Consider the following 23,073-nt stretch of genomic DNA (forward strand, 5'->3'; position numbering starts at 1 on the left):
GACAGCGACCTGCCGCGGACAGTCCCTGGACACCGACCTGCCGCGGACGGTCCCTAACCGCAGCAGTCGGGGTCCAGGCCCCTCGGCAGCCGCTCGCCGCCGAACACCGCACAGGTGGGCTCGTCGCCGCCCAGCGCGGCGACGGCCAGCAGGAGCGAGCCGGCGGTCCACGTGGTGAGTTCCTCGGGCCAGACGGCCTGGTCCTCGAAGACATAGCCCGTCCAGTACAAGCCGCTCTTCGGGTCGCGCAAGTGCTGGATGGACTGGAGGATCTCCAGGGCACGGTCGGACTCGCCCACCACCCAGAGGGCGAGGGCGAGTTCGGCCGATTCCCCGCCGGTCACCCACGGGTTGGGAACCACACAGCGGACACCGGACCCGGGGACCACGAAGCGGTCCCAGCCCTCCTCGATACGGGACTTGGCCTCGGCGCCCGTCAACGCGCCGCCGAGCACCGGGTAGTACCAGTCCATCGAGTAGCGGTCCTTGTCGAGGAACCGCTCGGGGTGCAGCCGGATCGCGTGGCGCAGCGCGCCGACCGCCAACTCCCAGTCGGGCTGCGGCTCTTCACGCTGTTCGGCGATGGCGAGCGCACAGCGCAGCGCGTGGTGGATCGACGAACTCCCGGTCAGCAACGCGTCGTTGACGGCCGTCCCGTCGTCCTCACGCTTCCAGCCGATCTGGCCGCCCGGCTGCTGCAGCCGCAGCACGAACTCCATGGCCGCGTAGACGGCCGGCCACATCCGGTCCAGGAAGGTGTCGTCACCGGTGGCCAGGTAGTGGTGCCAGACGCCGACGGCGATGTACGCGCAGAAGTTGGTCTCCCGCCCCCGGTCGGTGACATCCTCGAAGTCCCCGTCGGCATACGCCGCGTACCAGGAACCGTCCGCGTTCTGGTGCCTGACCAGCCACTCGTACGCGCGCTCCGCCGCCTCGTGCTCGCCCGCCGCGTCGAGGGCCATCGCGGCCTCGGTGTGGTCCCACGGGTCGAGGTGGTGACCGCGGAACCACGGTATGGCACCGTCCGGGCGCTGCACCCCGAGGATCCCGCGCACCGTGGCGGCAGCCTGCTCGGCGGTGAGGACCCCGGGCAGGACGAGGTGTTCTGTCCGGGGGGTGGTCACGCGGCGTCCGCCAGGGGGAGGTGCGGCTTGGTCGCGTACGCCACGAAGCTCTTGCCGATCAGCGGGTTCAGCGCCTGTTCGGCGACGCGGGTGGCCAGCGGCTTCTTCATGATGTCCCAGACCAGGAGCTTGTGGTACGCCCGCACGGGCAGCGCCTTGTCGTTGTCGACGCCGAACGCGCACTTCAGCCACCAGTACGGCGAGTGCAGCGCGTGCGCGTGGTGGGTGCCGTACGGCTTGAGCCCGGCTTCCTTGATCTTGCGCAGCAGTTCGTCCGCCTTGTAGATGCGGATGTGGCCGCCCTCGACCTCGTGGTAGGCGTCGGAGAGCGTCCAGCAGACCTTCTCCGGGCCGTAGCGCGGCACGGTGATCGCGATACGGCCGCCCGGCCTCAGCACCCGGACCATCTCCGCGAGGACGCCCTTGTCGTCCGGGATGTGCTCCATGACCTCGGAGATGATCACCACGTCGAAGGACTCGTCGGGGAAGGGCAGCGCCAGCGCGTCGCCCTCCATCGCCGTCGCGGTGGCGCCGGCGGGGGCCTCACCCGCCTCCTTCATCGCCGCGAACCACTTGGCGACCTCGCGGATCTCCTCGGCGTTCTGGTCCAGGGCGACGACCTGGGCGCCGCGCCGGTAGCACTCGAACGCGTGCCGGCCGGCACCGCAGCCGAGATCCAGGACACGGTCGCCCGGGGCGAGCGGGAACCGGGAGAAGTCGACGGTCAGCACGTGGCCCTGCTTTCGCGATTGGCTACAACTAGTTCTTTGGCAGCGTCCGTGGAGGGCGCTTCGGCACCCGTCGCGGCAACGCCCGTGGAGGGCGCTTCGGCACCCGTCGTGGCCGCGGAGCGGTCGGGAAGCGTGGCCGCGGAGCGGTCGAGGGCTGCCGCGGAGCGGTCGGGAGCTGCTGCCGCGGAGCGGTCGGGGGTCGGCGCGGAGCGGCGGGAGTCCGCGTGGGTGCCCGCGGAGCGGGCCATGGCCTCGCGGTAGTGGGCCACCGTGCCCTGGGCGGCTCGGGCCCAGGTGAAGCGCTCCAGTACCCGCGCGCGCCCGGCGGAGCCGAGCCGGGCCCGCAGTTCCGGGTCGCCGAGGAGCCGGCTCAGGCCCACGGCCAGTGCCCCCGAGTCGCCGGGCGGCACCGCGAGGCAGGTCTCGCCGTCGGGTCCGGCGACCTCCGGGATCGCTCCGCCGGTCGTGGCCACCAGCGGCGTGCCGGTCGCCATGGCCTCCGCCGCCGGGAGAGAGAACCCCTCGTACAGGGAAGGCACGCACGCGACCTCGGCCGAGCGGACCAGGTCGACCAGTTCCGCGTCGGAGATCCCCTTGACGAACTCGACGGCGCCTTCGAGCCCGTACCGCTCGATGGCCTGGGCGACGGGCCCGTCCTCGGCGCGCTTGCCGACGACGACGAGGTGCGCGCCCGGGTGTTCGGTACGCACCTTCGCGAGCGCCTCGACGAGGAAGACGAGCCCCTTGAGCGGCACGTCCGCGCTGGAGGTGGTGACGATGCGGCCCGGCACCTGCCGTACCGCCGGATCCGGCGAGAAGAGGTCGGTGTCCGCGCCGATGTGCACCACGTGGATGCGGTCGTCGCGGACGCCCAGGTGGTCGACGATCTCCTGGCGTGAGGTGCCGGAGACGGTGAGCACGGACGGCAGCCGGCGCGCGACGCGCTTCTGCATGCGCGTGAAGGCGTACCAACGGCGTACCGAGGCGCGGCGCTTCCAGCCCTCGGCGGCGTCCAGCTCCAGCTGCCGGTCGACGGTGATGGGGTGGTGGATGGTGGTCACCAGCGGGGCCCCGACATCCCCCAACAGGCCGTATCCGAGGGTCTGGTTGTCGTGGATGACGTCGAACTCGCCGCGGCGGGCGCGCAGATGGCGCCGGGCGCGCAGCGAGAAGGTCAGCGGCTCGGGGAAGCCGCCAGTCCACATCGTGCCGACCTCGACCGCGTCGATCCAGTCCCGGAACTCCTCGCGCCCGGGGGTGCGAAAGGGGTCGGGCTGGCGGTACAGGTCGAGGCTGGCCAGCTCGGTGAGGCTCAGCTCGGGGAGTCCTTCGTCCAACACGGGATAGGGCTGGGAGCCGATGACCTCGACCCGGTGGCCGAGGCGGGCGAGTTCGCGCGAGAGGTGTCGTACGTACACACCCTGACCGCCGCAGAACGGGTTTCCCTTGTACGTGAGGAGCGCGATGCGCAGGGGTCGGTCGCCGTCGGCGGCCGCACCCTCCCCGGGGCCTGCCTCCATGGCCTCAGCGGTCACTCCCGGCCCCCTTCTCCCTGCATTTTCCCGCGAGATTACGCCGGGACGCTAATCTAGAACAAGTTACAGACTTGATCGTTCAAGGAGCACTGAATCTACCGGCAGGTAGCGCCGCTGTGAGCGGTGGATCAGGTGATTCACGCCACGACGGAGGGGCGGGGTCGGGTCGGCTCCCGGCACGACGGAGGGACGGGATCCGGTTGACTCGCGCCGCCACGGAGGGGCGAGGTCCGGTTGACTCGCGCCGCCACGGTGGGACGAGGTTCGATCGGCTCCTCCGCCACGGAGGGACGAGGTCCGGTTGACTCGCGCCACCACGGAGGGGCGAGGTCCGGTTACTCGCGCCGCCACGGAGGGCGTGGTTCGACCGACCCCCGCCACGACGGAGTTGCGGGGCCCGTTCGGCTCGCGCCCGGCTCGGTGCCCTGCCATGCTGTCTGATCGCTCCTCCAGCTGAACCCACGGAACGGGACCCATGCCTGCGGAAGCCAAGGTGGAAGCCAAGTCCGCGCGACCCGCCGCGCACCCCGCCTCTCCCCCGCTCACCGAGCGGCAGGAGGCGCGCCGCCGCCGGATCCTGCACGCGAGCGCGCAGCTGGCCAGCAGGGGTGGCTTCGACGCCGTACAGATGCGCGAGGTGGCGGAGTCGTCGCAGGTCGCCCTGGGCACGCTCTACCGCTACTTCCCGTCGAAGGTCCATCTGCTGGTCGCCACGATGCAGGACCAGCTGGAGCACATGCACGGCACCTTGCGCAAGAAGCCGCCGGCCGGGGACACGGCGGCGGAGCGGGTGGCGGAGACGCTGATGCGGGCGTTCCGTGCCCTCCAGCGCGAGCCGCACCTCGCCGACGCCATGGTCCGCGCGCTCACCTTCGCGGACCGCAGTGTCAGCCCCGAGGTCGACCAGGTGTCCCGGCAGACCACGGTGATCATCCTCGACGCCATGGGTCTCGACGACCCCACCCCCGCCCAGCTCTCCGCCGTCCGCGTCATCGAGCACACCTGGCACTCGGCCCTGATCACCTGGCTCTCCGGCCGCGCGTCGATCGCCCAGGTCAAGATCGACATCGAGACGGTGTGCCGCCTGATCGACCTGACGGACCCGGGCGAACAGAGCTGACCCGCGCCTGGGCGCGGGGATACAAAAGACCTGGGCGCGGGCACAGAAAAGACCTACGAGACGGGTTCCCTTCGCCGGCATGGTCCGGATCAGGTAATGGGGGTCGCCATCCGGTCCGACTACGACCTTCCGACCTCTCAGCCCGACCGTCGACGTCGGCCCCAGCGGAAGCAGATGCGTCTCGCCAAAGTCGGCTACTCCGGTCGAACTCCCTCACTCATCCCGTAGGCCACTACCAGAATAGAACACCTAAAGCCATACAGAACCCCCTGAAAGGGATTTTTTTCTCCCTTTCCTTTCCAGGCCCTCTCCTCAGTCCTCCGGCGGAAACACCGGCTCCCCGCTCCCCAGCAGCGTGATCATGATGGCCTCAACCGGGCAGCCCTCCGCCGCCGCCAGGATCTTCTCGTTGGCGTCGGTCTCCGGGTCGACCGGGTGGGACTGCCTGCCGGTGTCGAGGCGGAAGGCGTCCGGGGCGTGGTGGACGCACTGGGCTGAGCCGATGCAGACGGAGCGGTCGACCTCGACCTGCCAGCGGTCGCCCATCCTCACGCCTCCCAGCCGGCCGGCAGATGGATCATCTTGTGCTCCAGGAACTCGCCGTACCCTTCCGGTCCGAACTCCCGCCCCAGGCCCGAGTTCTTGTAGCCGCCGAAGGGGCCGAGCATGTCGAGGCTGAAGGTGTTGACGGAGTAGGTGCCGGTACGGACCCGGCGGGCGACGTCGATGCCGTGCGCGACGTCCGCCGTCCAGACGCTGCCGCTCAGCCCGTAGTCCGAGTCGTTGGCGATCTTCACGGCCTCGGTCTCGTCGCCGTACGGGAGCAGACAGATCACCGGGCCGAAGATCTCCTCCCGGGCGATCCGCATGGAGTTGTCGACGTCGCCGAAGAGGGTCGGCTCGACGTACCAGCCGCGGTCGAGCCCGTGCGGACGGCCACCGCCGGTGAGGATCTTGGCGCCCTCCTCCTGGCCGATGCGGATGTAGTCGAGGCTGCGCTGCTGCTGGCGCCTGGCGACCAGCGGGCCCACCTGGGTCGCCGGGTCGAGCGGGTCGCCGACCACCAGCGCGCTCGCCGCCGCCGCGAAGGCGTCCGCGAACTCCTCGTAGCGCGAGCGCGGTACCAGGATGCGGGTCTGTGCGACGCACGCCTGCCCGTTGTTCATCCAGGCCGCCGAGACGATCCCGGGGACCGACGTCTCGAGGTCCGCGTCCGGCAGGACGACCGCCGCCGACTTGCCGCCCAGTTCCAGGGTCACGCGGGTGAGGTTGCGCGAGGCGACCTCCATGACGCGCTTGCCCGCCGCGACCGAGCCGGTGAAGGAGACCTTGTCGATGCCGGGGTGTCCGACCAGGTACTCGCTCACCTCGCGGTCCGCCGGAAGGATCGACAGGACGCCCTCGGGCAGTCCGGCCTCCTTGGCGATCTCGCCCAGCAGATAGGCGTCGAGCGGCGACTCGGGCGACGGCTTCAGCACGACCGTGCAGCCGGTCAGGAGCGCGGGCGCGAGCTTGGCGGCAGCCACGAACTGGGGGACGTTCCAGGGGACCACGGCCGCGACGACCCCCACCGGCTCGCGCCGGACGAGGATCTTGCCGAGGACGCCGTCGCGCGTCTCCTCGTACGTGAAGCCGCGAGCGACCGTGATCGCCGCGTCCCAGACCATCATCGCGCCGAGGGCCTGCGCCAGGACGCTCCAGGAGTACGGGGAGCCGTTCTCCGAGGAGATGACGCGGGCGATCTCCTCATGGCGTACGGCGATCGCGTCCTTGATCCGGGTGACGACCTCGATCCGCTCGTCGAGGCTCATGCGCGGCCAGGGGCCCTCGTCGAACGCCCGCCGAGCCGCGACGACCGCCCGGTCCACGTCCCCGGTCGAGGCGTGCGGCACCCGCCCGATGACCTCTTCCGTGTGCGGCGAGATCACCTCGATGACGTCCTTGCCCAGGGGGTCCGTCAACTCCCCGCCTATGAACAGCTGTCCGTGTTCCACGAGCTCGGTCATGGCCGACTGCCTCCCGGAGGACGTTCTCTGACGCTTCATCAGATACGAGAACTGATACCAGTTCCAGTCCGATGAGTCCACGGGACGGACAGGGCGACAGAACGGTCGACTTGGGCACCCATTGGAATCTGTTCTAGTTATAGTGACCGGACAGTGACCGGAACGCGGCGATTGGTGGGAGCCCATGGCGCAGGTGGCCGATCACGGCGGAGGCGTACGGTCCATCGAGGTCCCCATCCCGGACAATCCCCTCGGCCACACACTGGTGTACGTGGTCGACACGGACCGGGGCCCCGTCCTGATCGACACGGGCTGGGACGATCCGGCCTCCTGGGACACCCTCACCGAGGGTCTGGCCGACTGCGGCACCTCGGTGACGGAGATCCACGGGGTCGTCATCACGCACCACCACCCCGACCACCACGGCCTGTCGGGCAAGGTACGGGAGGCGTCCGGGGCGTGGCTCGCGATGCACGAGGCGGACGCCGCGATCGTGCGGCGGACGCGGGAGAACCGGCCCGAGCGCTGGTTCGCGTACATGGCGGCCAAGCTGGAGGCGTCCGGCGCGCCCGAGGAGCACGTGGCGCCGCTGCGCGACGCCCGGACCTTCCTGCGCCGCCCGAGCACCCTCCCCGGGTTCTCCCCGGCGCTCCCCGACCGCGAGATCGTCCCCGGCGAGCACCTCGAGCTGCCCGGCCGCCGCCTGCGCGCGATCTGGACCCCGGGCCACACGCCCGGCCATGTCTGCCTCCACCTGGAGGAGGTCCATCCCGCCCGACTCCCCGGCGCGGGCCGCCTGTTCTCCGGCGACCATCTCCTCCCGAGGATCACTCCGCACATCGGCCTGTACGAGGATCCGGACGACGCCACGGTCACCGATCCCCTCGGCGACTACCTCGACTCCCTGGAGCGCGTCGGCCGGCTCGCCCCCGCCGAGGTGCTCCCGGCCCACCAGCACGCCTTCACCGACGCCCCGTCCCGCGTACGCGAGCTCCTCACCCACCACGAGGAACGCCTCACCGGCCTCCTCACCCTCCTCTCCACCCCGCTCACCACCTGGCAGCTCGCCGAGCGCATGGAGTGGAACCGCCCCTGGGACCAGATCCCCTACGGCTCCCGCAACATCGCGGTCTCGGAAGCCGAGGCCCACGTACGCCGCCTGGTGAAACTGGGTCGCGCGGAGGCGGTTCCGGGGAGCGATCCGGTGACGTACGTGGCGGTATGAGGCCGATGCCAAGGGGCCATGGCGGCACCTAGCGACCGGCGGCCGCGTAGTCCAGTCCCTCCCCGTACGGCATGGCGAGGCCCTCCTGGTAGGCCTTCTCGTAGGCCGTGTCGCCGAGCTCCTCGCGGATGCGGAGTTCGTGGTGGAGGCGGGTGGCGAGGAGGTCGGGGGAGGCCATCTGGGCGCGGCCGGTGAGTTCCCAGACTCGGGCGCCGATGCCGAGAAGGCGGGCCGCGCGGTGGCCGTCGCCGGCCGCGACGACGGCGGCGGCGAGCACGTCGAGGGCCATGGCCGCGCCGACGGTGTTGTGCAGCAGGCCGTGCCCGGCCAGGGCGGTGCGGGCGGTGCGGACGGCCGCGCGGACGTCGCCCCGGGCGAGGTCCGTCTGGGCCACGATCCCGTCGGCGAACGCGCCCGCCCACCCCTCGCCGCACGCCACGCTGGCCGCGCGCACCTCCTCGGCCACCGCGCGCGCCCGCTCGTAGGCGCCCCGCAGCATGTGCGCGAAGGCGAGTGCCACGCGGACCTGGAGCTGGGCGGCCCCGAACCCGTCCTGCCGGATGGGCAGCCGGGGTGCCGCGGACAGCACCTCGATGGCCTCGGACAGCTTGCCGCTCAGGGACAGTTGACCGCCGGTGAGGTACGCGGCGGCCACCACCGCCACCGCGTCACCCTGCTCCTCGGCCGCGTCCACACACCGGCCCGCCCAGTCGGCGGCCACCTCCAGATCGCCCTGGAGCAGGGCCACCGCGCCGCGCGCCCACAGGGCGCGGGTACGGTCGGGACCCGGTGCCGGATCTGCGGCGAGCGCCAGGTCGAGGCAGTGCTGGGCGTCGCGCAGATAGCCGCAGTGCCGCCACAGGAAGCCGACGTCGGCCGCCATCTCCAGCGCTGCACGCCCCTCGGGTTCGGTGAGGGCGCAGTCCATGGCGGCACGGAGGTTGGCATGCTCGGTGAGGGTGCGCTCGCACCACGCCACCTGCCGTCCGGTGTTCCACTCGGCGCAGCCGTCGCGGGCCAGCCGCCGGTAGTGGTCGCGGTGCCGCAGCCGTACGGCGTGCTCCTCGCCGAGCGCGCGCAGCCAGTCGGCACCGAACTCCCGTACGGTGTCGAGGAGTCGGAAGCGGTCCGGGTCGGTGTCATGGCGGCGCGCGATGGACTGCTCGACGAGCCGGGCGAGCAGTCCGGCGATCCGCCCCGCGGGCAGCGGGCCGCCCGCGCAGACGTCCTCGGCGGCGCGCAGGCAGAAGCCGTCCGCGAACACCGACAGGCGAGCCCAGAGCAGCCGCTCCAGCGGTGCGCACAACTCGTGGCTCCAGCCGATGGCCGTCCGCAGTGTCCGGTGGCGCGGCGGCCCCTCGCCGTCGCGCGCGGTGAGCAGGTCGAGCCGGGACGTCAGGCCCGCCCCGAGGCGGCCGTGCAACTGGGCCAGGGAGAGCTCGCAGAGCCGTACGGCGGCGAGTTCGATGGCGAGCGGGATACCGTCCAGGCTGCGGCAGACGTCCTCGACGGCGGCGCGGTCGGTGTCACCGAGGACGAACCCGGTGTCGGCCGCGCGTTCGGTGAACAGGGCCACCGCGTCGTCGGCGACCGGCAGCGGGTCCAGGTGCAGCACGCGTTCGCCGGGCAGGCCGAGCGGCTGACGGCTGGTGAGGAGGATGCGCAGCCCCGGCAGGACGGGCAGCAGCGCCTCGACGAACGGCACACAGTCCGCGAGGACGTGCTCGCAGGAGTCGAGAATCAGCAACAGCCGCTTGCCCTGGGCCCATTCGGCGACCACCTCGGTGACCGGCGCTGTCGACTGGTCCGTGAGCCGCAGTGCCTCCACGACGGCCAGGCCCACCAGACCAGCGGTGTGCAGCGGGGAGAGCTCCACCAGCCAGACGCCGTCCGGGTACGCGTCCTGGACCCGCCTCGCGGCCCGCAGCGCGAGCCGTGTCTTGCCGACCCCGCCGACCCCGACCAGACTCACCAGCCGGTCGATCCCGACCCCGGGATCCAACTCCTGCTCCAGCCAGTCCAGTTCACCCAGCCGCCCGACGAAGCTCCGCGCCTCCGGGGGCAGATTGCCGGACCGTCCACCAGTCGTCTTCTCGGACACACGGACCAGTCTGACGTGATCACCCTCCCACGTTGCCCCGCTCCGGCAACTCGGACAGAAAGGTCGAAGCACCCGGCCACTTCCGGACAGCTTTCGACGCGATGTGATCAATTCCCTGCTGGTGAGGGTGGGGCGGGCGCTACGGGAGACCCTCGTTCCGCAAGCCCGCCCCTCGTCCCGAGTCGGCCGCCCCTCGGTCCGGACGGACACTGTCGTTCTGGACATACATCCCTCGGAAACAGCCCCCTGCGAAAGGTGAACCGATGAGCACCCTGCGCGAGCTTCTTCAGGCGTACGTCGAGGACGGCAGCGTGCCGGGGGCGGTGGGCCTCGTGGCGCGCGGTGACGACGTCGACGTACAGGCCGTCGGTGACGTCGACGTCGAGGGGAGTGCCCCGATGGCCAGGGACTCGATCTTCCGGATCGCCTCGATCAGCAAGCCGGTCACCGCCGCCGCGGTGATGATGCTGGTCGACGACGGCGCGATCGCGCCCGACGAACCGGTCGACGCGTGGCTGCCGGAGCTCGCCAAGCCGATGGTCGTGCGGACGCCGGCCAGTCCCGTCGACGACGTGGTCCCGGCCGTCCGGCCGATCACCGTCGCCGATCTGCTCTCCTCCCGGGCCGGCTGGGGCTTCCCGTCCGACTTCTCGCTGCCGCAGGTCCAGGCGCTGTTCGAGGTGCAGAAGGACGGCCGTGAGCCGCAGGCGTATCCGACGCCGGATGCCTGGGTGGCGGACCTCGCCCGCCTTCCGCTGCTCTACCAGCCGGGCGAGGCCTGGTTGTACGGCACCTCATCCGATCTCCAGGGCGTGCTGATCGCCCGGGTCACGGGCCGCCCGTTGCCGGAGTTCCTGGCCGAGCGGATCTTCGAGCCGCTCGGCATGAAGGACACCGCCTTCGAGGTACCGGCCGGCAAGCGCGACCGCTTCACCAGCTCCTACCGGAAGGCCCGGGGCGGGGGTCTCGAACTCGCCGACTCCCCCGACGGACAGTGGAGCAGCGTCCCGGCGTTCCCGTCCGGCGGTGGCGGCCTGGTCTCCACCGCCGACGACTGGCTGGCCTTCGCCCGGCTGCTCCTCGCCGACGGCACGGCGGACGGCCGGCGGCTCCTGTCCCCCGCCTCCGTACGGGAGATGACCACCAACCACCTCACCCCCGCCCAGCGCGACATCGGCGCCCTGTTCATGGAGGGCCAGGGCTGGGGCTACGGCGCCCAGGTCGACATCGAACGCACCGACCCCTGGAGCGTGCCGGGCCGCTACGGCTGGACCGGCGGCACCGGCACCACCGCCCATATCGTCCCGTCCACCGGCACGGTCACCGTCCTGCTCACCCAGGTCGCCATGGAGAACCCGACGCCCACCCCGCTGATGCGGGACTTCTGGCGCCGCACGGCCGACGCGACTCAGTAAGCGGGCGGCGCCACTCGGCGCCACTCGGCGCCACGAGGTGCCGCTCGCCGCCACGAGGTGCCGCCTGCGGCCGAGGGCCTCACAGGCGGCCCTCAGGCAATTTCGTACGGCCGGTAGAGTGAGCGCGTCGTCATCACACCCGTACGGGGGGAAGCCGGTGCAATTCCGGCGCTGACCCGCAACCGTGAACCACCCGCAAGGTGGTGAGCCGGATCGCCCCGCGCAGGAAGTGACCGGCTCGTGCCACCGGCAGCCCGCCGCTGGCCGGCACCGTCGAGGGATACGGAGCCGGAGCCGCCCGGATGCTCCCGCGTGCGCCCGGTGCTGCCCGGCTCCCCGCAGGGAGAGTCATGATTGTTCGCCGCAGCACCGCGGTACTGGCCGCCACCGTCGTCATCGGTACGGCCGTCGCACCGGCGGCGTTCGCCGCCGACGCGTCCCCCTCCCCCTCCCCTTCCGTGGCGCTCCCCTCCGGGCTGTACGGCTCCACCGACCCCACCTACGACGGCGTCTGGCGGCAGTCACTGGCACTGCTCGCCCAGGACACCGTGGGCGTCAAGCCCGCCGCCAAGGCCGTCGACTGGCTGACCGGCCAGCAGTGCGCGAACGGCGCCTTCGCCGCGTACCGCGCCGATGCCACCGCCAAGTGCGACGCCAAGACGACGGTCGACACGAACAGCACGGCCGCCGCCGTACAGGCCCTGGCCGCGCTCGGCGGGCACGACACCGAGACCGGCAAGGCCGTCGCCTGGCTGAAGTCCGTGCAGAACAAGGACGGTGGCTGGGGGTACGCCGCGGGCGGGGCCAGCGACGCCAACTCGACGTCCGTGGTGATCGGAGCTCTCACCGCGGTGGGCGAGAAGCCCGACGACGTCTCCAAGGGCGGCAAGTCGCCGTACGACGCGCTGGTGAAGCTGTCGCTGCCCTGCGACGGCGCCGACGCGGGCGCCTTCGCCTACCAGCCGGACAAGAAGGGCAAGCTCGCGGCGAACGCCGACGCGACGGCGGCGGCCGTGGCCGGCTCGCTCGGCAAGGGCCTCGCCGGTGAACCCAAGCAGCCGATCGCCGACCCCCTGTCCTGCAAGGCCGCCGACGGCAGCCACCCCGAGCGGGCCGCGCAGAACGGTGCCGCGTACCTCGTCAAGGCGCTCGCCAAGGACAAGTACCTCAAGTCGGCGCAGCCCGGCGCCGAGGACCGGCCCGACTACGGCAACACCGCGGACGCGGTCCTCGCGCTCGCGACCTCCGGACACGGCGACAAGGCGGCCGACACGATGCGCTGGCTGGAGGGCCACTACGCGCAGTGGGCGAAGCAGGCCGGGCCGGCCGCGTACGCCCAGCTGATCCTCGCCGCCGACGCGGCGACCTTCGACACGTGGGACTTCGGCGGCCAGAACCTCGTCAAGCAGCTCAACGCCCTTGGCCCCGCTCCGGAGTCGGTGCCCACGGCCGGCCCCTACCCCTCCTCGGGTGCCGAGAAGAACGCGGACCAGGCCAAGGACGAGGACGACAAGGGCCTCGGCGTCTGGTGGATCGTCGGCGTCGGTCTCGTCGCCGGCATCGGCATCGGCTTCCTGCTCAGCGGCCGCAACAAGAAGCGGCAGCTGTGACCCGGCGCGGTACGACCACCCCGGTCCTGGTCCTGGCCCTGCTCCTCCTCCTGCTCGGCGGCACGGCGGGCCAGGCCCAGGCCGTCGGCTACCGCTACTGGTCCTTCTGGGACCTGACCGGCGGGAAGTGGACGTACGCGACCCAGGGTCCGTCGACCGCGCGGCCGTCCGACGGCGATGTCCAGGGCTTCCGCTTCGCGGTGAGCCAGGACTCCCAGGACGCCGCGAAGCCGCGCGGGAAGGCGGACCTCGCCTCCGACCCCGCTTCCGCCTTCGCCTCCGACCTCGCTTCCATATGCGCGAAGACGCCCGCCCAGCACGGCAAGAAGCGCGTGGCCCTGGTCATCGACTTCGGTACGACGGCGGACGCACCGTCCGGCGAGACGCCGCCGTCCCCGCGTACGGCGTGTGCCCGCGTCCCCTCCGACGCGACGACGGCCGACGCCCTCGCCTCGGTTGCCAAACCCCTCCGCTACGACACCAACGCCCTCCTGTGCGCCATCGCGGGCTACCCGCGAACGGGCTGCGGCGACCAGGTCTCCGCCACGAAGCCGACGGCCTCCGCCCGCCCCCAGGCCGAGCCCGCCCACCACGGCCCATCGGTCGGCCTGCTCGCAGGCGTCGCCGCGGTGGCCCTGCTGGGCGCGGCGGCCGTCTGGCAGGCACGCCGCCGCCGGGGCTGAGGACCATGACGAAGGGCGACGAGGACTGTGCCGTCACCGCTGTGGGCGATCGTCCCGCAGGGCGACGGGGGTCCCCCCTGTTCGAGCGCAGGCGAGAAATCGAGGGAGGGCGGGCACGGCCACCAGTGCCGGGTGCCCATCCGATCAAGCGCCCGCTGAACCCCGGTAACCGCAACGCCCTCCACCCGGGCGCCTGGTGGATCTGGGCCCTGGGCCTGGGCACCGCGGCCTCCCGCACCACGAACCCGCTCCTCCTTGCCCTCCTCATCGGCACAGCCGGATACGTCGTGGCGGCACGCCGGAGCGAGGCCCCCTGGGCGCGCTCCTACGGCGCCTTCGTCAAGCTGGCCGCGGCCGTCCTCGGCATCCGCCTCGCCTTCGCCGTCTTCCTCGGCTCCCCCATCCCCGGCACCCACCTCCTCGTCACCCTCCCCGAAGTCCCCCTCCCCCACTGGGTCCAGGGCGTCCGCATCGGCGGCCGGGTCACCGCCGAGGGCGTGCTCTTCGCCCTCTACGACGGCCTGAAACTGGCCACGCTCCTCGTCTGCGTGGGCGCGGCGAACGCCCTCGCCAACCCGGCACGGCTGCTGAAGTCCCTCCCGGGAGCGCTGTACGAGATGGGCGTCGCGGTGGTCGTCGCGCTGACCTTCGCCCCGAACCTGATCGCCGACGTACAGAGACTGCGCGCCGCGCGCAGGCTCCGCGGCCGTACCGACCGGGGCCTGCGCGGCCTGCTGCACGTCGGACTCCCGGTGCTGGAGGGGGCGTTGGAGCGTTCGGTCGCCCTCGCCGCGGCGATGGACGCGCGCGGTTACGGCCGTACCGCCCAGGTTCCGCCCACCGTCCGCCGCACCACCGCCGTGCTCACGCTCGGCGGCCTGCTGGGCGTCTGCGCGGGGACGTACGGACTGCTGACCGCCGAGGGCGGCGGCTACGGCCTGCCGCTGCTACTGGCCGGGCTGACCGCGGCGCTCGCCGGCCTGTGGCTGGGCGGCCGGCGCTCGCTGCGGACGCGGTACCGGCCGGACGTCTGGGGCGCCCGGGCGTGGCTGGTCGCGGGATCGGGCGTGGCCGTGGCGGCGCTGATGATCGTCGCCGCGTCGTACGACCCCGTGGCGCTCCGCCCCGGTGTCGTCCCCCTCATCGCCCCCGCCCTCCCCCTGTGGCCCGCCGCGGCGATCCTCCTCGGCCTGCTCCCCGCCTTCGTCGCCCCCGTCCCGTACACCAGAGCCAGCAGAGCCACCGAAGTCGCCAAAGCCGCCAAGGCCGCCGAAGTCACCAAAGTCGCCGAAGTCACCAAGGAGCCCTCATGATCCGCTTCGAGGACGTCTCCGTGACGTACGACGGGGCGGCCGGGCCCACCGTCCAGGGTGTGGACTTCGAGGTCCCGGAGGGTGAACTGGTGCTGCTGGTCGGCCCGTCCGGGGTGGGCAAGTCGACGGTGCTCGGCGCGGTGAGCGGTCTGGTCCCGCACTTCACGGGCGGGACGCTGCGCGGCCGGGTCACGGTCGCCGGTCGCGACACCCGCACGCACAAGCCGCGCGAACTCGCCGACGTCGTGGGCACGGTGGGGCAGGATCCGCTGTCCCACTTCGTGACGGACACGGTGGAGGACGAACTCGCCTACGGCATGGAGTCGTTGGGCCTCGCGCCGGCCGTGATGCGACGCCGGGTGGAGGAGACCCTGGACCTGCTCTCGCTGGCCGACCTCCGCGACCGGCCGATCTCGACGCTCTCCGGAGGCCAGCAGCAGCGGGTCGCGATCGGCTCGGTGCTCACCCCGCACCCCAAGGTCCTGGTCCTCGACGAACCGACGTCCGCCCTGGACCCCGCGGCGGCGGAGGAGGTCCTCGCGATCCTCCAGCGCCTGGTCCACGACCTCGGCACCACCGTCCTCATGGCCGAACACCGCCTCGAACGCGTCATCCAGTACGCCGACCAGGTCGCCCTCCTCCCGGCCCCGGGAGCCGCGCCGGTCCTCGGCACGCCCTCCGAGATCATGTCCGTCTCCCCCGTGTATCCACCGGTGGTGGACCTCGGCCGCCTGGCCGGCTGGTCGCCGCTCCCGCTGACGGTGCGCGACGCGCGGCGAAGGGCGGGGTCCCTGCGGGAGCGGCTCGCGACGCTCGCCCCGGACGGCACGGCGACCGCGACCGCTCCCCCACCCGGCGTCGAGTCGCCCCCGCCCGCACCCGGCGACGAGTCGTCCCCGTCCGCACCCGGCGAGGAGTCGCCCCTGCCCGCACCCGGCGGTGAGTCGCCCCCGCCCGCCCCGCCCCGCCGTCTCGGCTTCCTCCGCAGGCGCACCCACCCGGATGTCACACCGCCCCCCGCGCCGCCCCCCGCGCACACCGCCGTGATCCAATCCCTCGCCGTCCGTCACGGACGCGTCGAGGCGCTCCGTCGCATCGATCTGACCGCAGCGCCCGGCGAGACCATCGCGCTGATGGGACGGAACGGCGCCGGGAAGTCCACGCTGCTCGCGGCGCTGGTCGGACTGGTGGAGCCGACCGCCGGATCGGTGCGGGTCGGCGGGGCGGTTCCGCACCGCACCGCGCCGCGTGCGCTCGTACGACGCGTCGGTCTCGTACCGCAGGAACCACGGGATCTGCTGTACGCCGACACGGTGGCCGCCGAGTGCGCGGCCGCCGACGCGGACGCGGGTGCCGGGCCGGGGACATGCCGGGCGCTGGTGTCCGAGCTGCTGCCGGGGATCGACGACGACACGCACCCCCGGGACCTCTCCGAGGGGCAGCGCCTGGCGCTCGCGCTGGCCGTCGTCCTGACGGCCCGCCCTCCGCTGCTGCTCCTCGACGAGCCGACCCGCGGCCTCGACTACGCCGCGAAGGCCCGGCTGGTCACCGTGTTGCGCGGCCTCGCCGCCGAGGGCCACTCCATCGTCCTGGCCACCCACGACGTGGAGCTCGCCGCCGACCTCGCCCACCGCGTCGTCGTCCTCGCGGACGGCGAGGTCGTCGCCGACGGCCCCACCGCCGAGGTGGTCGTCGCCTCCCCGTCCTTCGCCCCCCAGGTCACCAAGGTCCTGGCCCCCCAGCCATGGCTGACCGTCGCCCAGGTCAGGGAGGCGCTGTCGTGATGCCGCAGGCCAAGGCCATCCGCCTGGGCCCCCGCTCCGTCGCCGCCCTCGTTCTCGTCAGCGTCACCGGCGTCGCCGCCTTCACCTGGCCCCTCCTCGCCGGGCGCGGGTCGCAGGTCAGCGCGCACGCACAGGACGCGCCCTGGCTGTTCGCGGGGCTGCTGGTGCTGCTCGTCGGGGTCGTCGCCGCGACGATCTCCGAGTCGGGGCTGGGTCCGAAGGCGGTCGCCATGCTCGGGGTGCTCGCCGCGACCGGCGCCGCGCTGCGGCCGATCGGGGCCGGGACCGCCGGGATCGAGCCGATGTTCTTTCTGATGGTGCTGAGCGGGCGGGTACTGGGCCCGGGGTTCGGGTACGTGCTCGGATCCGTGACGATGTTCGCGTCGGCGCTGCTCACCGGCGGGGTCGGGCCGTGGATGCCGTTCCAGATGCTCGCCATGGGGTGGTTCACCATGGGCGCCGGGCTGCTGCCGGGCCCCGACCGGCTCCGGGGCCGCACGGAGCAAGCGATGCTCGCCGCGTACGGATTCCTCGCCGCCTTCGCGTACGGCACCGTCATGAACCTCGCCGGCTGGCCCTTCATGGACGCCCTGGCCTCGAACGTCGCCTTCGACCCGCAGGCCGCCCTCCCCACCAATCTGACCCGCTTCCTCGCGTACTGCCTCGCCACCTCACTCGGCTGGGACCTGGGCCGGGCGGTCGTCACCGTCGTCCTGACCCTCACGCTCGGCCCGACCCTCCTCAAGGCACTGCGCCGGGCCACTCGCCGGGCCGCTTTCGAGACCGCGGTCACATTCGACGCACCCGCTGCGTGATCCCGCGCGCACGGATCGTCGTGGGTCGGGTGAAGCACCCCACATGACCCACGTCACCTACGAAGCGGGATCGTAGTCCAGCTTGTCCGTTATGTCTGCAGACGCACCCCCTCTGACCTGCGCTTTGAGAGCCAGCTCACACAGGTGACCTTTTCCCTCGTATCGGCCACAACTAGTAAAAGGGGTCATTGCGGACGGATTCCGAGCCTGTTTCTCTGGAGCAGTCGCCAGGCGCCGAGAGCCCACCCGGGCCGCGGCGCCCACGTATGCCGACACCACGCACCGCGTAGTGACGACACACAGCGACCCCCTTGCCCCCGAAGAAAAGGTGCTCCGTGACCGTCTCCGTCATCACCCGCGTCGTCGCCTCCCCGAAGAAGGTCCTCACCGGTGCCGCCGTGGCCGCCGCCACCGCCGGCATGGTCCTGGCCGCGGCCCCCGCCCAGGCCGCCACCACCTCGGCCTCCTCCGCCCAGTCGATCGCGCACCAGATGATCCCGGACGCCGCGCAGTACAACGCCTTCAGCAACATCGTCGAGCACGAGAGCGGCTGGAACCCCAGCGCCACCAACGCCTCCTCCGGCGCCTACGGCCTCGTCCAGGCCCTGCCCGGCTCGAAGATGTCCTCCGCCGGCGCCGACTGGAAGACCAACCCCAAGACCCAGATCAAATGGGGCCTGGACTACATGAACTCCCGCTACGGCAGCCCCGCCGGCGCCTGGAACTTCTGGCAGGCCAACGGCTGGTACTAAGAACAGCCAAAGCCCAACAACAGCCGAAGCCCAACAACAGCCACAGCCGAACAACAGCCACAGCTGAAGAGCAGCCACAAGCAGCCACAGCTGTACGCAGGCGGCAGCCCCCACCCCCGGGGCCGCCGCCTTCGTCGTACCCGCGAGCAGCACGGCCACCGCTCCGTTCCAGCGCCTTCCCGGCGTCCGTGATGGACTTCGACCATGAGCGCAGAGCACGCCAAGGGTCCTGAGCCGCGGCCGTACGACCGGGAGGCGCGCGGGCTGCACCTGGTGACCGTGCTGCTGGGGCTGACCGTGGTCAGCGGGCTGATCGACGCCGTGAGCTATCTGGGACTCGGACACGTCTTCACGGCCAACATGACCGGCAACGTGGTGGTCCTCGGGTTCGCCGCCGCCGGTGCCCCGGGCTTCTCCGTGCCGCACACCCTGACCTCGCTCGGCTGCTTCCTGGTGGGCGCGGTGGCCGGGGGACGCGTCGCGGTGCGGTACGGCGGCGGCTCGCGGCGGGCCTGGGCGCGGGGCACGCTCGCGGCCGAGGCGGTTCTGGTGGGCGTGTCCGCGGCGGTGGCCTTCGCGGCACCGGGCGCCACGGTCACGAAGTACGCCCTGATCGCCCTCACCGCCTTCGCCATGGGCCTGCGCAACGCCACCGTCCGCAAGCTCGGCGTGCCCGACCTGACGACCACCGTCCTGACCATGACCCTGACCGGTCTGGCCTCCGACTCCCGCCTCGCGGGCGGCGGCACCCACCCCCGCTCCCCCCGCCGTACCGCCTCCGTGTTCGCGATGCTCGCGGGCGCCCTGATCGGCGCGTGGCTGGTGATCCACCACGGCCTGGCCATTCCGTTGCTGATCGCGGCCGCGATGACGGGGGTGTTTTCGGTGACCGCGTCCGGACGGGAGTGAATCGGGAGCGAACGGGAGTAAAGGGGATCTGCGCGCCCGGTGCGGTCAGTGGGAGATCCGTGCCTCCAGCAGGTTCGGGTCCGTCGCCGTGAAGTACGCGCCGCTCGCGATGTACGCGGTGTGCGCCCGTACGGCGACCGAGGTCGGGTTGGACAGGCCGTCCGCGCTGGTCAGCACGGTCATGTGGGTGCCGTCGGGCTTCACCAGGTAGACCTGGCTCGCGACGTTGACCGCCGCCAGCACGGTGTCGCCCTCGCCGGTGAACGCGAAGTCGTCCATGCCGGACAGCCCGGTGGCCGCGGTCTCGTACGCGCCCGCGCCGCCGTCGGAGCGGACGGGGATCCGGGTGAGAGTCCCCTTCCCCGTGTTGCCGACCCACACCGCGCCGTTGTGCACCTTGATGCCGTTGGACCCGTATCCGCCCGTGCCCGGCTGGAACTCCGTACCGGAGGCCCAGAGCTCCACCGCCCCGCTCTTCGGCGTGATCCGCCACACACCGCCGAGCTTCGAGTCGGTGGCGTACAGGGTTCCGGTCCTCTCGTCCAGCGCGAGTCCGTTGAGGGAACCGACCTCCGGCAGTGCGGCGATCTGCTCCGGAGTACCGCCGGGCCGCAGCCGGTAGACGCCGGAGGCGGTCCCCGCGTTGTAGTTGACGTACAGAGTCCCGTCGTGTGTACGGACTATGCCCGAGACCGACGCCGTTCCCGTGCTCGCCTCGGGCAGCGTCGCCAGGATCGAGACCTTGCCGTCCTTGTCGACATGGGCGATCTGCCGGGCCCTGGAGAAGGTGAGGTCGGCCGAGCCGTCCGGCTCGACGGTGATGTTCTCGGGCTGCTGCTTGGTGGTGACGTCGAAGTGGGCGACCACCTCCGGCCGGGACAGCGGTGCGGTGGCCGCGAAGGCGGGGGCGACGGCGAGCGTGGTCGCCGCCAGTCCGGCCGCCACGACGGCGCTCATCGTTGACACACGTCGTCGGTAGGAACGCATCAGAACCTCCACGCGAAAGACGGCAAGGGTCGGCTGCGGCGGGGCAGCGCAGAGCGGGACCGCCACCGCCGGGAGCGCGCCCAGACTCACACGCGAACCTGAGACCGACCTGAGAGCCGGGGTTCCGGTCACTCGTCGCGGTCATCCCGCCTCACGCCGCCTCACTCCGCTTCACCCCGGCACTCGAACCACACCGTCTTGCCGCCCCCGGCCGCGTGTTCCACGCCCCACTTGTCGACCACCGCGTCCAGCAGCAGGAGCCCGCGACCGTTCTCCGCCTCCGGCGCCAACTCGGCCGGAACACACGGCAGTCGAGGGCAGCCGTCCGCGACCTCCACCCGGACTCCCGCCTCCTGCCGCTGCACCAGCAGCGCACACCGCCGGTCCGGGACATGCCGTACGACATTGGCGACCAGCTCCGTCACGCCCAGCTCCACGGCGTCGGTCAGCTCCGCCAGGTCCCACTCGTCCAGGCACGACCGGACGATCCGCCGGATGTGCCGCGCCGAGTGCGCGCCCACGGTGAGCCGCATGACGTACTGGGCGGGGCGTGGGCCCAGGAGCGTGGGGGGAATGTATTCGTTCACGCTACGAGGTTGACCTCGCGCGACTACCCTCGGCTACGGAACGGATACAACCGGTCCCGTTGTGGGCCGAGTTGCGCGAGAGGGGGCCCTGCGTGACCCACATCAACGTCCTCGACCCGGGCGCGTCGCCGCTCGACTATTACGGGTTCGAGTTGCGCCGGTACCGAGAGGCCGCCGGCCTGACCCAGAAACAGCTCGGCGACATCGTCAACTACACGGGGTCGCTGGTCGGGCAGATCGAGACGGCCAGGAAGTTGCCGACGCCGGAGTTCAGCGAGCGCGTGGACGCGGCCCTGGGGACGGGCGGGTTACTTTCCCGGCTGGTCGAGCTGGTGATGCGTAGTCAAGTTCCGGCCTGGTTCCAACAGGTGGCGGAGTTGGAGGCGCGGGCGGTCGAGATCTGCACCTATCAGGCGCACATGGTGCACGGACTCCTCCAGACCAGCGCCTACGCGCGCGCCACGCTCGGCGCCCTGGACCAAACCGACCTGGACGACCGCACCGCCGTACGGCTGGCCCGCCAGCGCATCTTCGAGAAGGGCGAGCCGCCGGTCCTGTGGATGGTGCTGAGCGAGGCCGTGCTCTATCAGGAAATCGGCGGCCCGAACACCATGCGAGGCCAACTGGCCCACCTGTTGTCGTTCGAGAGCATTCCTCGGATCAACATCCAGGTACTGCCTTTCTCGGCCGGAGCACACGCTGGACTGACTGGCTCGTACACCCTCTTCCGCTTCGCGAGCGACCCGGACATCGTCTACACGGAGAGCTACGGCAGCGGGCATCCGACGGCCAACCCGGACACGGTCAAGGACTGTTCGCTCCGATACGATCATCTACAAGCCGCCGCGCTCTCCCTCAGGGACTCGGCGGAGCTGATCCGGCGCGTAATGGAGGAACGCTATGGAGAACACCGCGATTCCGACGGGGATCCAGTGGCGTAAGTCCAGCTACAGCAGCGACCAAGGCGGCGAGTGCGTCGAGTGCGCGCCGCTCGGCCTCCTCGCCTGGCGCAAGTCGACGTACAGCGGCGACCAGGGTGGCTCCTGCGTCGAAATCGCCGAAATCCCCAGCTCCACCACCATCGCCGTCCGAGACTCGAAGAACCCGGCGGGGCCCGTCCTCGCCCTCGACCCCGCCGCGTTCACCACCTTCGTCGAATGGACCGCAACGGCTACAGCCGTTGGATGATCGTGCCGGTGGCGAGCCCACCACCCGCACACATGGTGATCAGCGCGAACTCCTTGTCCGCGCGCTCCAGTTCGTGCAGCGCGGTCGTGATGAGCCGTGCTCCCGTCGCCCCCACCGGGTGACCGAGCGCGATCGCACCGCCGTTCACGTTGACCTTCTCCAGGTCCTGCTCGAAGACCTGGGCCCAGCTCAACACCACGGACGCGAAGGCCTCGTTGATCTCGACGATGTCGATGTCCTTGAGGGACATGCCCGCCTTGCCGAGCACGGCGCGCGTCGCGTCGATGGGCCCGTCGAGGTGGAAGTGCGGGTCGGAGCCGACCAGCGCCTGGGCGACGATCCGGGCGCGCGGGCGCAGCTTCAGCGCCCGCGCCATCCGTTTCGACGCCCACATGATCGCGGAGGCGCCGTCCGAGATCTGCGACGAGTTGCCCGCCGTGTGAACGGCCGTCGGCATCACCGGCTTCAGCCGGGCCAGCGCCTCCATGGACGTGTCGCGCAGGCCCTCGTCCCGGTCGACGAGGCGCCACATGCCGTGCCCGGCCCGCTGCTCGTCCTCGGTGGTCGGTACCTGCACGGCGAAGGTCTCGCGCTTGAAGCGTTCCTCGGACCAGGCGTTCGCGGCCCTCTCCTGGGAGATGAGCCCGAGGGAGTCCACGTTCTCGCGGGTCAGGCCGCGGTGGCGGGCGATCCGCTCCGCCGCCTCGAACTGGTTGGGCAGGTCGACGTTCCACTCGTCGGGGAAAGGCTTCCCCGGACCGTGCTTGGATCCGGACCCCAGCGGCACCCGCGTCATCGCCTCGACCCCGCACGAGATGCCGACGTCGATCACGCCCGCCGCGACCATGTTGGCCACCATGTGCGAGGCCTGCTGCGAGGACCCGCACTGGCAGTCCACCGTCGTGGCCGCCGTCTCGTACGGCAGGCCCATGGTGAGCCACGCCGTGCGCGCGGGGTTCATGGACTGCTCGCCGGCGTGCGTCACCGTGCCGCCGACGATCTGCTCGACGCAGTCGGCGTGGATGCCGGTGCGGCCGAGGAGTTCACGGTAGGTCTCGCCCAGGAGATAGGCGGGGTGGAGGTTGGCGAGCGCGCCGCCGCGCTTGCCGATGGGGGTGCGTACGGCTTCGACGATCACGGGTTCCGCGGCCATGGGGGATGGGTCCTCTCATCGGGTCACCCGCGCGG

21 protein-coding genes and 2 riboswitches are annotated in these 23,073 nt (G+C 71.8%); of the genes, 12 read left to right on the forward strand and 9 right to left on the reverse strand.

Going from position 1 to position 23,073, the window contains the following annotated elements:
* Window positions 1–53: 53 nt before the first annotated feature.
* Genes ACFVXA_RS26580 through ACFVXA_RS26590 form a run of 3 tightly spaced genes read right to left on the reverse strand, consistent with a single transcriptional unit; the run spans window position 54 to window position 3,390 of the window.
* Window positions 54–1,124 (reverse strand): prenyltransferase/squalene oxidase repeat-containing protein, encoded by a 1,071-nt coding sequence (locus tag ACFVXA_RS26580; protein WP_362028949.1) that lies wholly within the window; start codon window positions 1,122–1,124, stop codon window positions 54–56.
* On the reverse strand, window positions 1,121–1,855 hold the full coding sequence (locus tag ACFVXA_RS26585; protein WP_362028946.1) for a class I SAM-dependent methyltransferase: 735 nt from the start codon (window positions 1,853–1,855) through the stop codon (window positions 1,121–1,123). The genes ACFVXA_RS26580 and ACFVXA_RS26585 overlap by 4 nt, the downstream gene beginning before the upstream one ends.
* Window positions 1,849–3,390, reverse strand: coding sequence for a glycosyltransferase family 4 protein (locus ACFVXA_RS26590; RefSeq protein ID WP_390026972.1), 1,542 nt, complete (start codon window positions 3,388–3,390; stop codon window positions 1,849–1,851). The genes ACFVXA_RS26585 and ACFVXA_RS26590 overlap by 7 nt, the downstream gene beginning before the upstream one ends.
* A 475-nt stretch (window positions 3,391–3,865) precedes the next feature.
* Between ACFVXA_RS26590 and ACFVXA_RS26595 the strand changes: the two genes are divergently transcribed.
* Window positions 3,866–4,510: a TetR family transcriptional regulator gene (locus ACFVXA_RS26595; protein WP_362028940.1), complete on the forward strand. Its 645-nt coding sequence runs from the start codon at window positions 3,866–3,868 to the stop codon at window positions 4,508–4,510.
* A 49-nt stretch (window positions 4,511–4,559) separates the two neighbouring features.
* A riboswitch (TPP riboswitch) is annotated at window positions 4,560–4,735 on the reverse strand.
* Between the two features lie 87 nt (window positions 4,736–4,822).
* Here the strand turns inward: ACFVXA_RS26595 and ACFVXA_RS26600 are convergent.
* Both ACFVXA_RS26600 and ACFVXA_RS26605 read right to left on the reverse strand, forming a co-directional pair.
* Window positions 4,823–5,056 (reverse strand): ferredoxin, encoded by a 234-nt coding sequence (locus tag ACFVXA_RS26600; RefSeq protein ID WP_383739327.1) that lies wholly within the window; start codon window positions 5,054–5,056, stop codon window positions 4,823–4,825.
* 2 nt (window positions 5,057–5,058) lie between these two features.
* Window positions 5,059–6,516, reverse strand: a complete 1,458-nt coding sequence (locus ACFVXA_RS26605) for an aldehyde dehydrogenase (RefSeq protein ID WP_390026974.1) — start codon at window positions 6,514–6,516, stop codon at window positions 5,059–5,061.
* Window positions 6,517–6,700: 184 nt separating this feature from the next.
* Here ACFVXA_RS26605 and ACFVXA_RS26610 point away from each other — a divergent pair, with 184 nt between their 5' ends.
* Window positions 6,701–7,741, forward strand: coding sequence for an MBL fold metallo-hydrolase (locus ACFVXA_RS26610; RefSeq protein WP_390026976.1), 1,041 nt, complete (start codon window positions 6,701–6,703; stop codon window positions 7,739–7,741).
* Between the two features lie 28 nt (window positions 7,742–7,769).
* Here ACFVXA_RS26610 and ACFVXA_RS26615 read toward each other — a convergent pair whose 3' ends face one another.
* The gene (locus tag ACFVXA_RS26615; protein ID WP_390026978.1) at window positions 7,770–9,842 is read right to left on the reverse strand and encodes an ATP-binding protein; all 2,073 of its coding nucleotides are present in this window, start codon (window positions 9,840–9,842) and stop codon (window positions 7,770–7,772) included.
* Window positions 9,843–10,105: 263 nt separating this feature from the next.
* On the opposite strand from ACFVXA_RS26615, the gene ACFVXA_RS26620 reads away from it, so the two are divergent.
* The 8 genes from ACFVXA_RS26620 to ACFVXA_RS26655 all read left to right on the forward strand — a co-directional run bounded on the left by ACFVXA_RS26620 (window position 10,106) and on the right by ACFVXA_RS26655 (window position 19,123).
* Window positions 10,106–11,257, forward strand: coding sequence for a serine hydrolase domain-containing protein (locus ACFVXA_RS26620; protein WP_383739316.1), 1,152 nt, complete (start codon window positions 10,106–10,108; stop codon window positions 11,255–11,257).
* A gap of 106 nt (window positions 11,258–11,363) precedes the next feature.
* Window positions 11,364–11,497, forward strand: a riboswitch (cobalamin riboswitch).
* Between the two features lie 110 nt (window positions 11,498–11,607).
* Window positions 11,608–12,867, forward strand: coding sequence for a prenyltransferase/squalene oxidase repeat-containing protein (locus tag ACFVXA_RS26625; protein WP_362028925.1), 1,260 nt, complete (start codon window positions 11,608–11,610; stop codon window positions 12,865–12,867).
* Window positions 12,864–13,550 carry an SCO2322 family protein gene (locus ACFVXA_RS26630; protein WP_390026980.1) on the forward strand — a complete coding sequence of 229 codons (687 nt, stop codon included), beginning with the start codon at window positions 12,864–12,866 and terminating at the stop codon, window positions 13,548–13,550. Before ACFVXA_RS26625 ends, ACFVXA_RS26630 begins: the two co-directional genes overlap by 4 nt.
* Window positions 13,551–13,555: 5 nt before the next feature.
* The gene (locus tag ACFVXA_RS26635; RefSeq protein WP_390026982.1) at window positions 13,556–14,863 is read left to right on the forward strand and encodes an energy-coupling factor transporter transmembrane component T; all 1,308 of its coding nucleotides are present in this window, start codon (window positions 13,556–13,558) and stop codon (window positions 14,861–14,863) included.
* Entirely contained in the window at window positions 14,860–16,647 is a 1,788-nt protein-coding gene (locus tag ACFVXA_RS26640; RefSeq protein WP_390026984.1) for an ABC transporter ATP-binding protein, read from the forward strand. Before ACFVXA_RS26635 ends, ACFVXA_RS26640 begins: the two co-directional genes overlap by 4 nt.
* The gene (locus tag ACFVXA_RS26645) at window positions 16,608–17,462 is read left to right on the forward strand and encodes an ECF transporter S component (RefSeq protein WP_389936485.1); all 855 of its coding nucleotides are present in this window, start codon (window positions 16,608–16,610) and stop codon (window positions 17,460–17,462) included. The genes ACFVXA_RS26640 and ACFVXA_RS26645 overlap by 40 nt, the downstream gene beginning before the upstream one ends.
* A 335-nt stretch (window positions 17,463–17,797) precedes the next feature.
* Window positions 17,798–18,214, forward strand: coding sequence for a transglycosylase SLT domain-containing protein (locus ACFVXA_RS26650; protein ID WP_383739300.1), 417 nt, complete (start codon window positions 17,798–17,800; stop codon window positions 18,212–18,214).
* Window positions 18,215–18,418: 204 nt separating this feature from the next.
* Window positions 18,419–19,123, forward strand: coding sequence for a YoaK family protein (locus tag ACFVXA_RS26655; RefSeq protein ID WP_362033983.1), 705 nt, complete (start codon window positions 18,419–18,421; stop codon window positions 19,121–19,123).
* 45 nt (window positions 19,124–19,168) lie between these two features.
* On the opposite strand, the gene ACFVXA_RS26660 is transcribed toward ACFVXA_RS26655, so the two are convergent.
* Together ACFVXA_RS26660 and ACFVXA_RS26665 are read right to left on the reverse strand one after the other, a co-directional pair.
* Window positions 19,169–20,080: an SMP-30/gluconolactonase/LRE family protein gene (locus ACFVXA_RS26660; RefSeq protein ID WP_390027005.1), complete on the reverse strand. Its 912-nt coding sequence runs from the start codon at window positions 20,078–20,080 to the stop codon at window positions 19,169–19,171.
* Window positions 20,081–20,271: 191 nt separating this feature from the next.
* Entirely contained in the window at window positions 20,272–20,697 is a 426-nt protein-coding gene (locus ACFVXA_RS26665; protein WP_362033980.1) for an ATP-binding protein, read from the reverse strand.
* 92 nt (window positions 20,698–20,789) lie between these two features.
* On the opposite strand from ACFVXA_RS26665, the gene ACFVXA_RS26670 reads away from it, so the two are divergent.
* The gene (locus ACFVXA_RS26670) at window positions 20,790–21,638 is read left to right on the forward strand and encodes a helix-turn-helix domain-containing protein (protein WP_389465112.1); all 849 of its coding nucleotides are present in this window, start codon (window positions 20,790–20,792) and stop codon (window positions 21,636–21,638) included.
* Window positions 21,598–21,885: a DUF397 domain-containing protein gene (locus ACFVXA_RS26675; protein WP_390026986.1), complete on the forward strand. Its 288-nt coding sequence runs from the start codon at window positions 21,598–21,600 to the stop codon at window positions 21,883–21,885. The genes ACFVXA_RS26670 and ACFVXA_RS26675 overlap by 41 nt, the downstream gene beginning before the upstream one ends.
* On the opposite strand, the gene ACFVXA_RS26680 is transcribed toward ACFVXA_RS26675, so the two are convergent.
* Complete coding sequence (locus tag ACFVXA_RS26680) at window positions 21,869–23,038, reverse strand: steroid 3-ketoacyl-CoA thiolase (protein WP_362033971.1); 1,170 nt, start codon at window positions 23,036–23,038, stop codon at window positions 21,869–21,871. The genes ACFVXA_RS26675 and ACFVXA_RS26680 overlap by 17 nt on opposite strands.
* Window positions 23,039–23,073 lie beyond the last annotated feature (35 nt).

The organism is Streptomyces sp. NPDC058246, assembly GCF_042881985.1.
GTDB lineage: Bacteria > Actinomycetota > Actinomycetes > Streptomycetales > Streptomycetaceae > Streptomyces.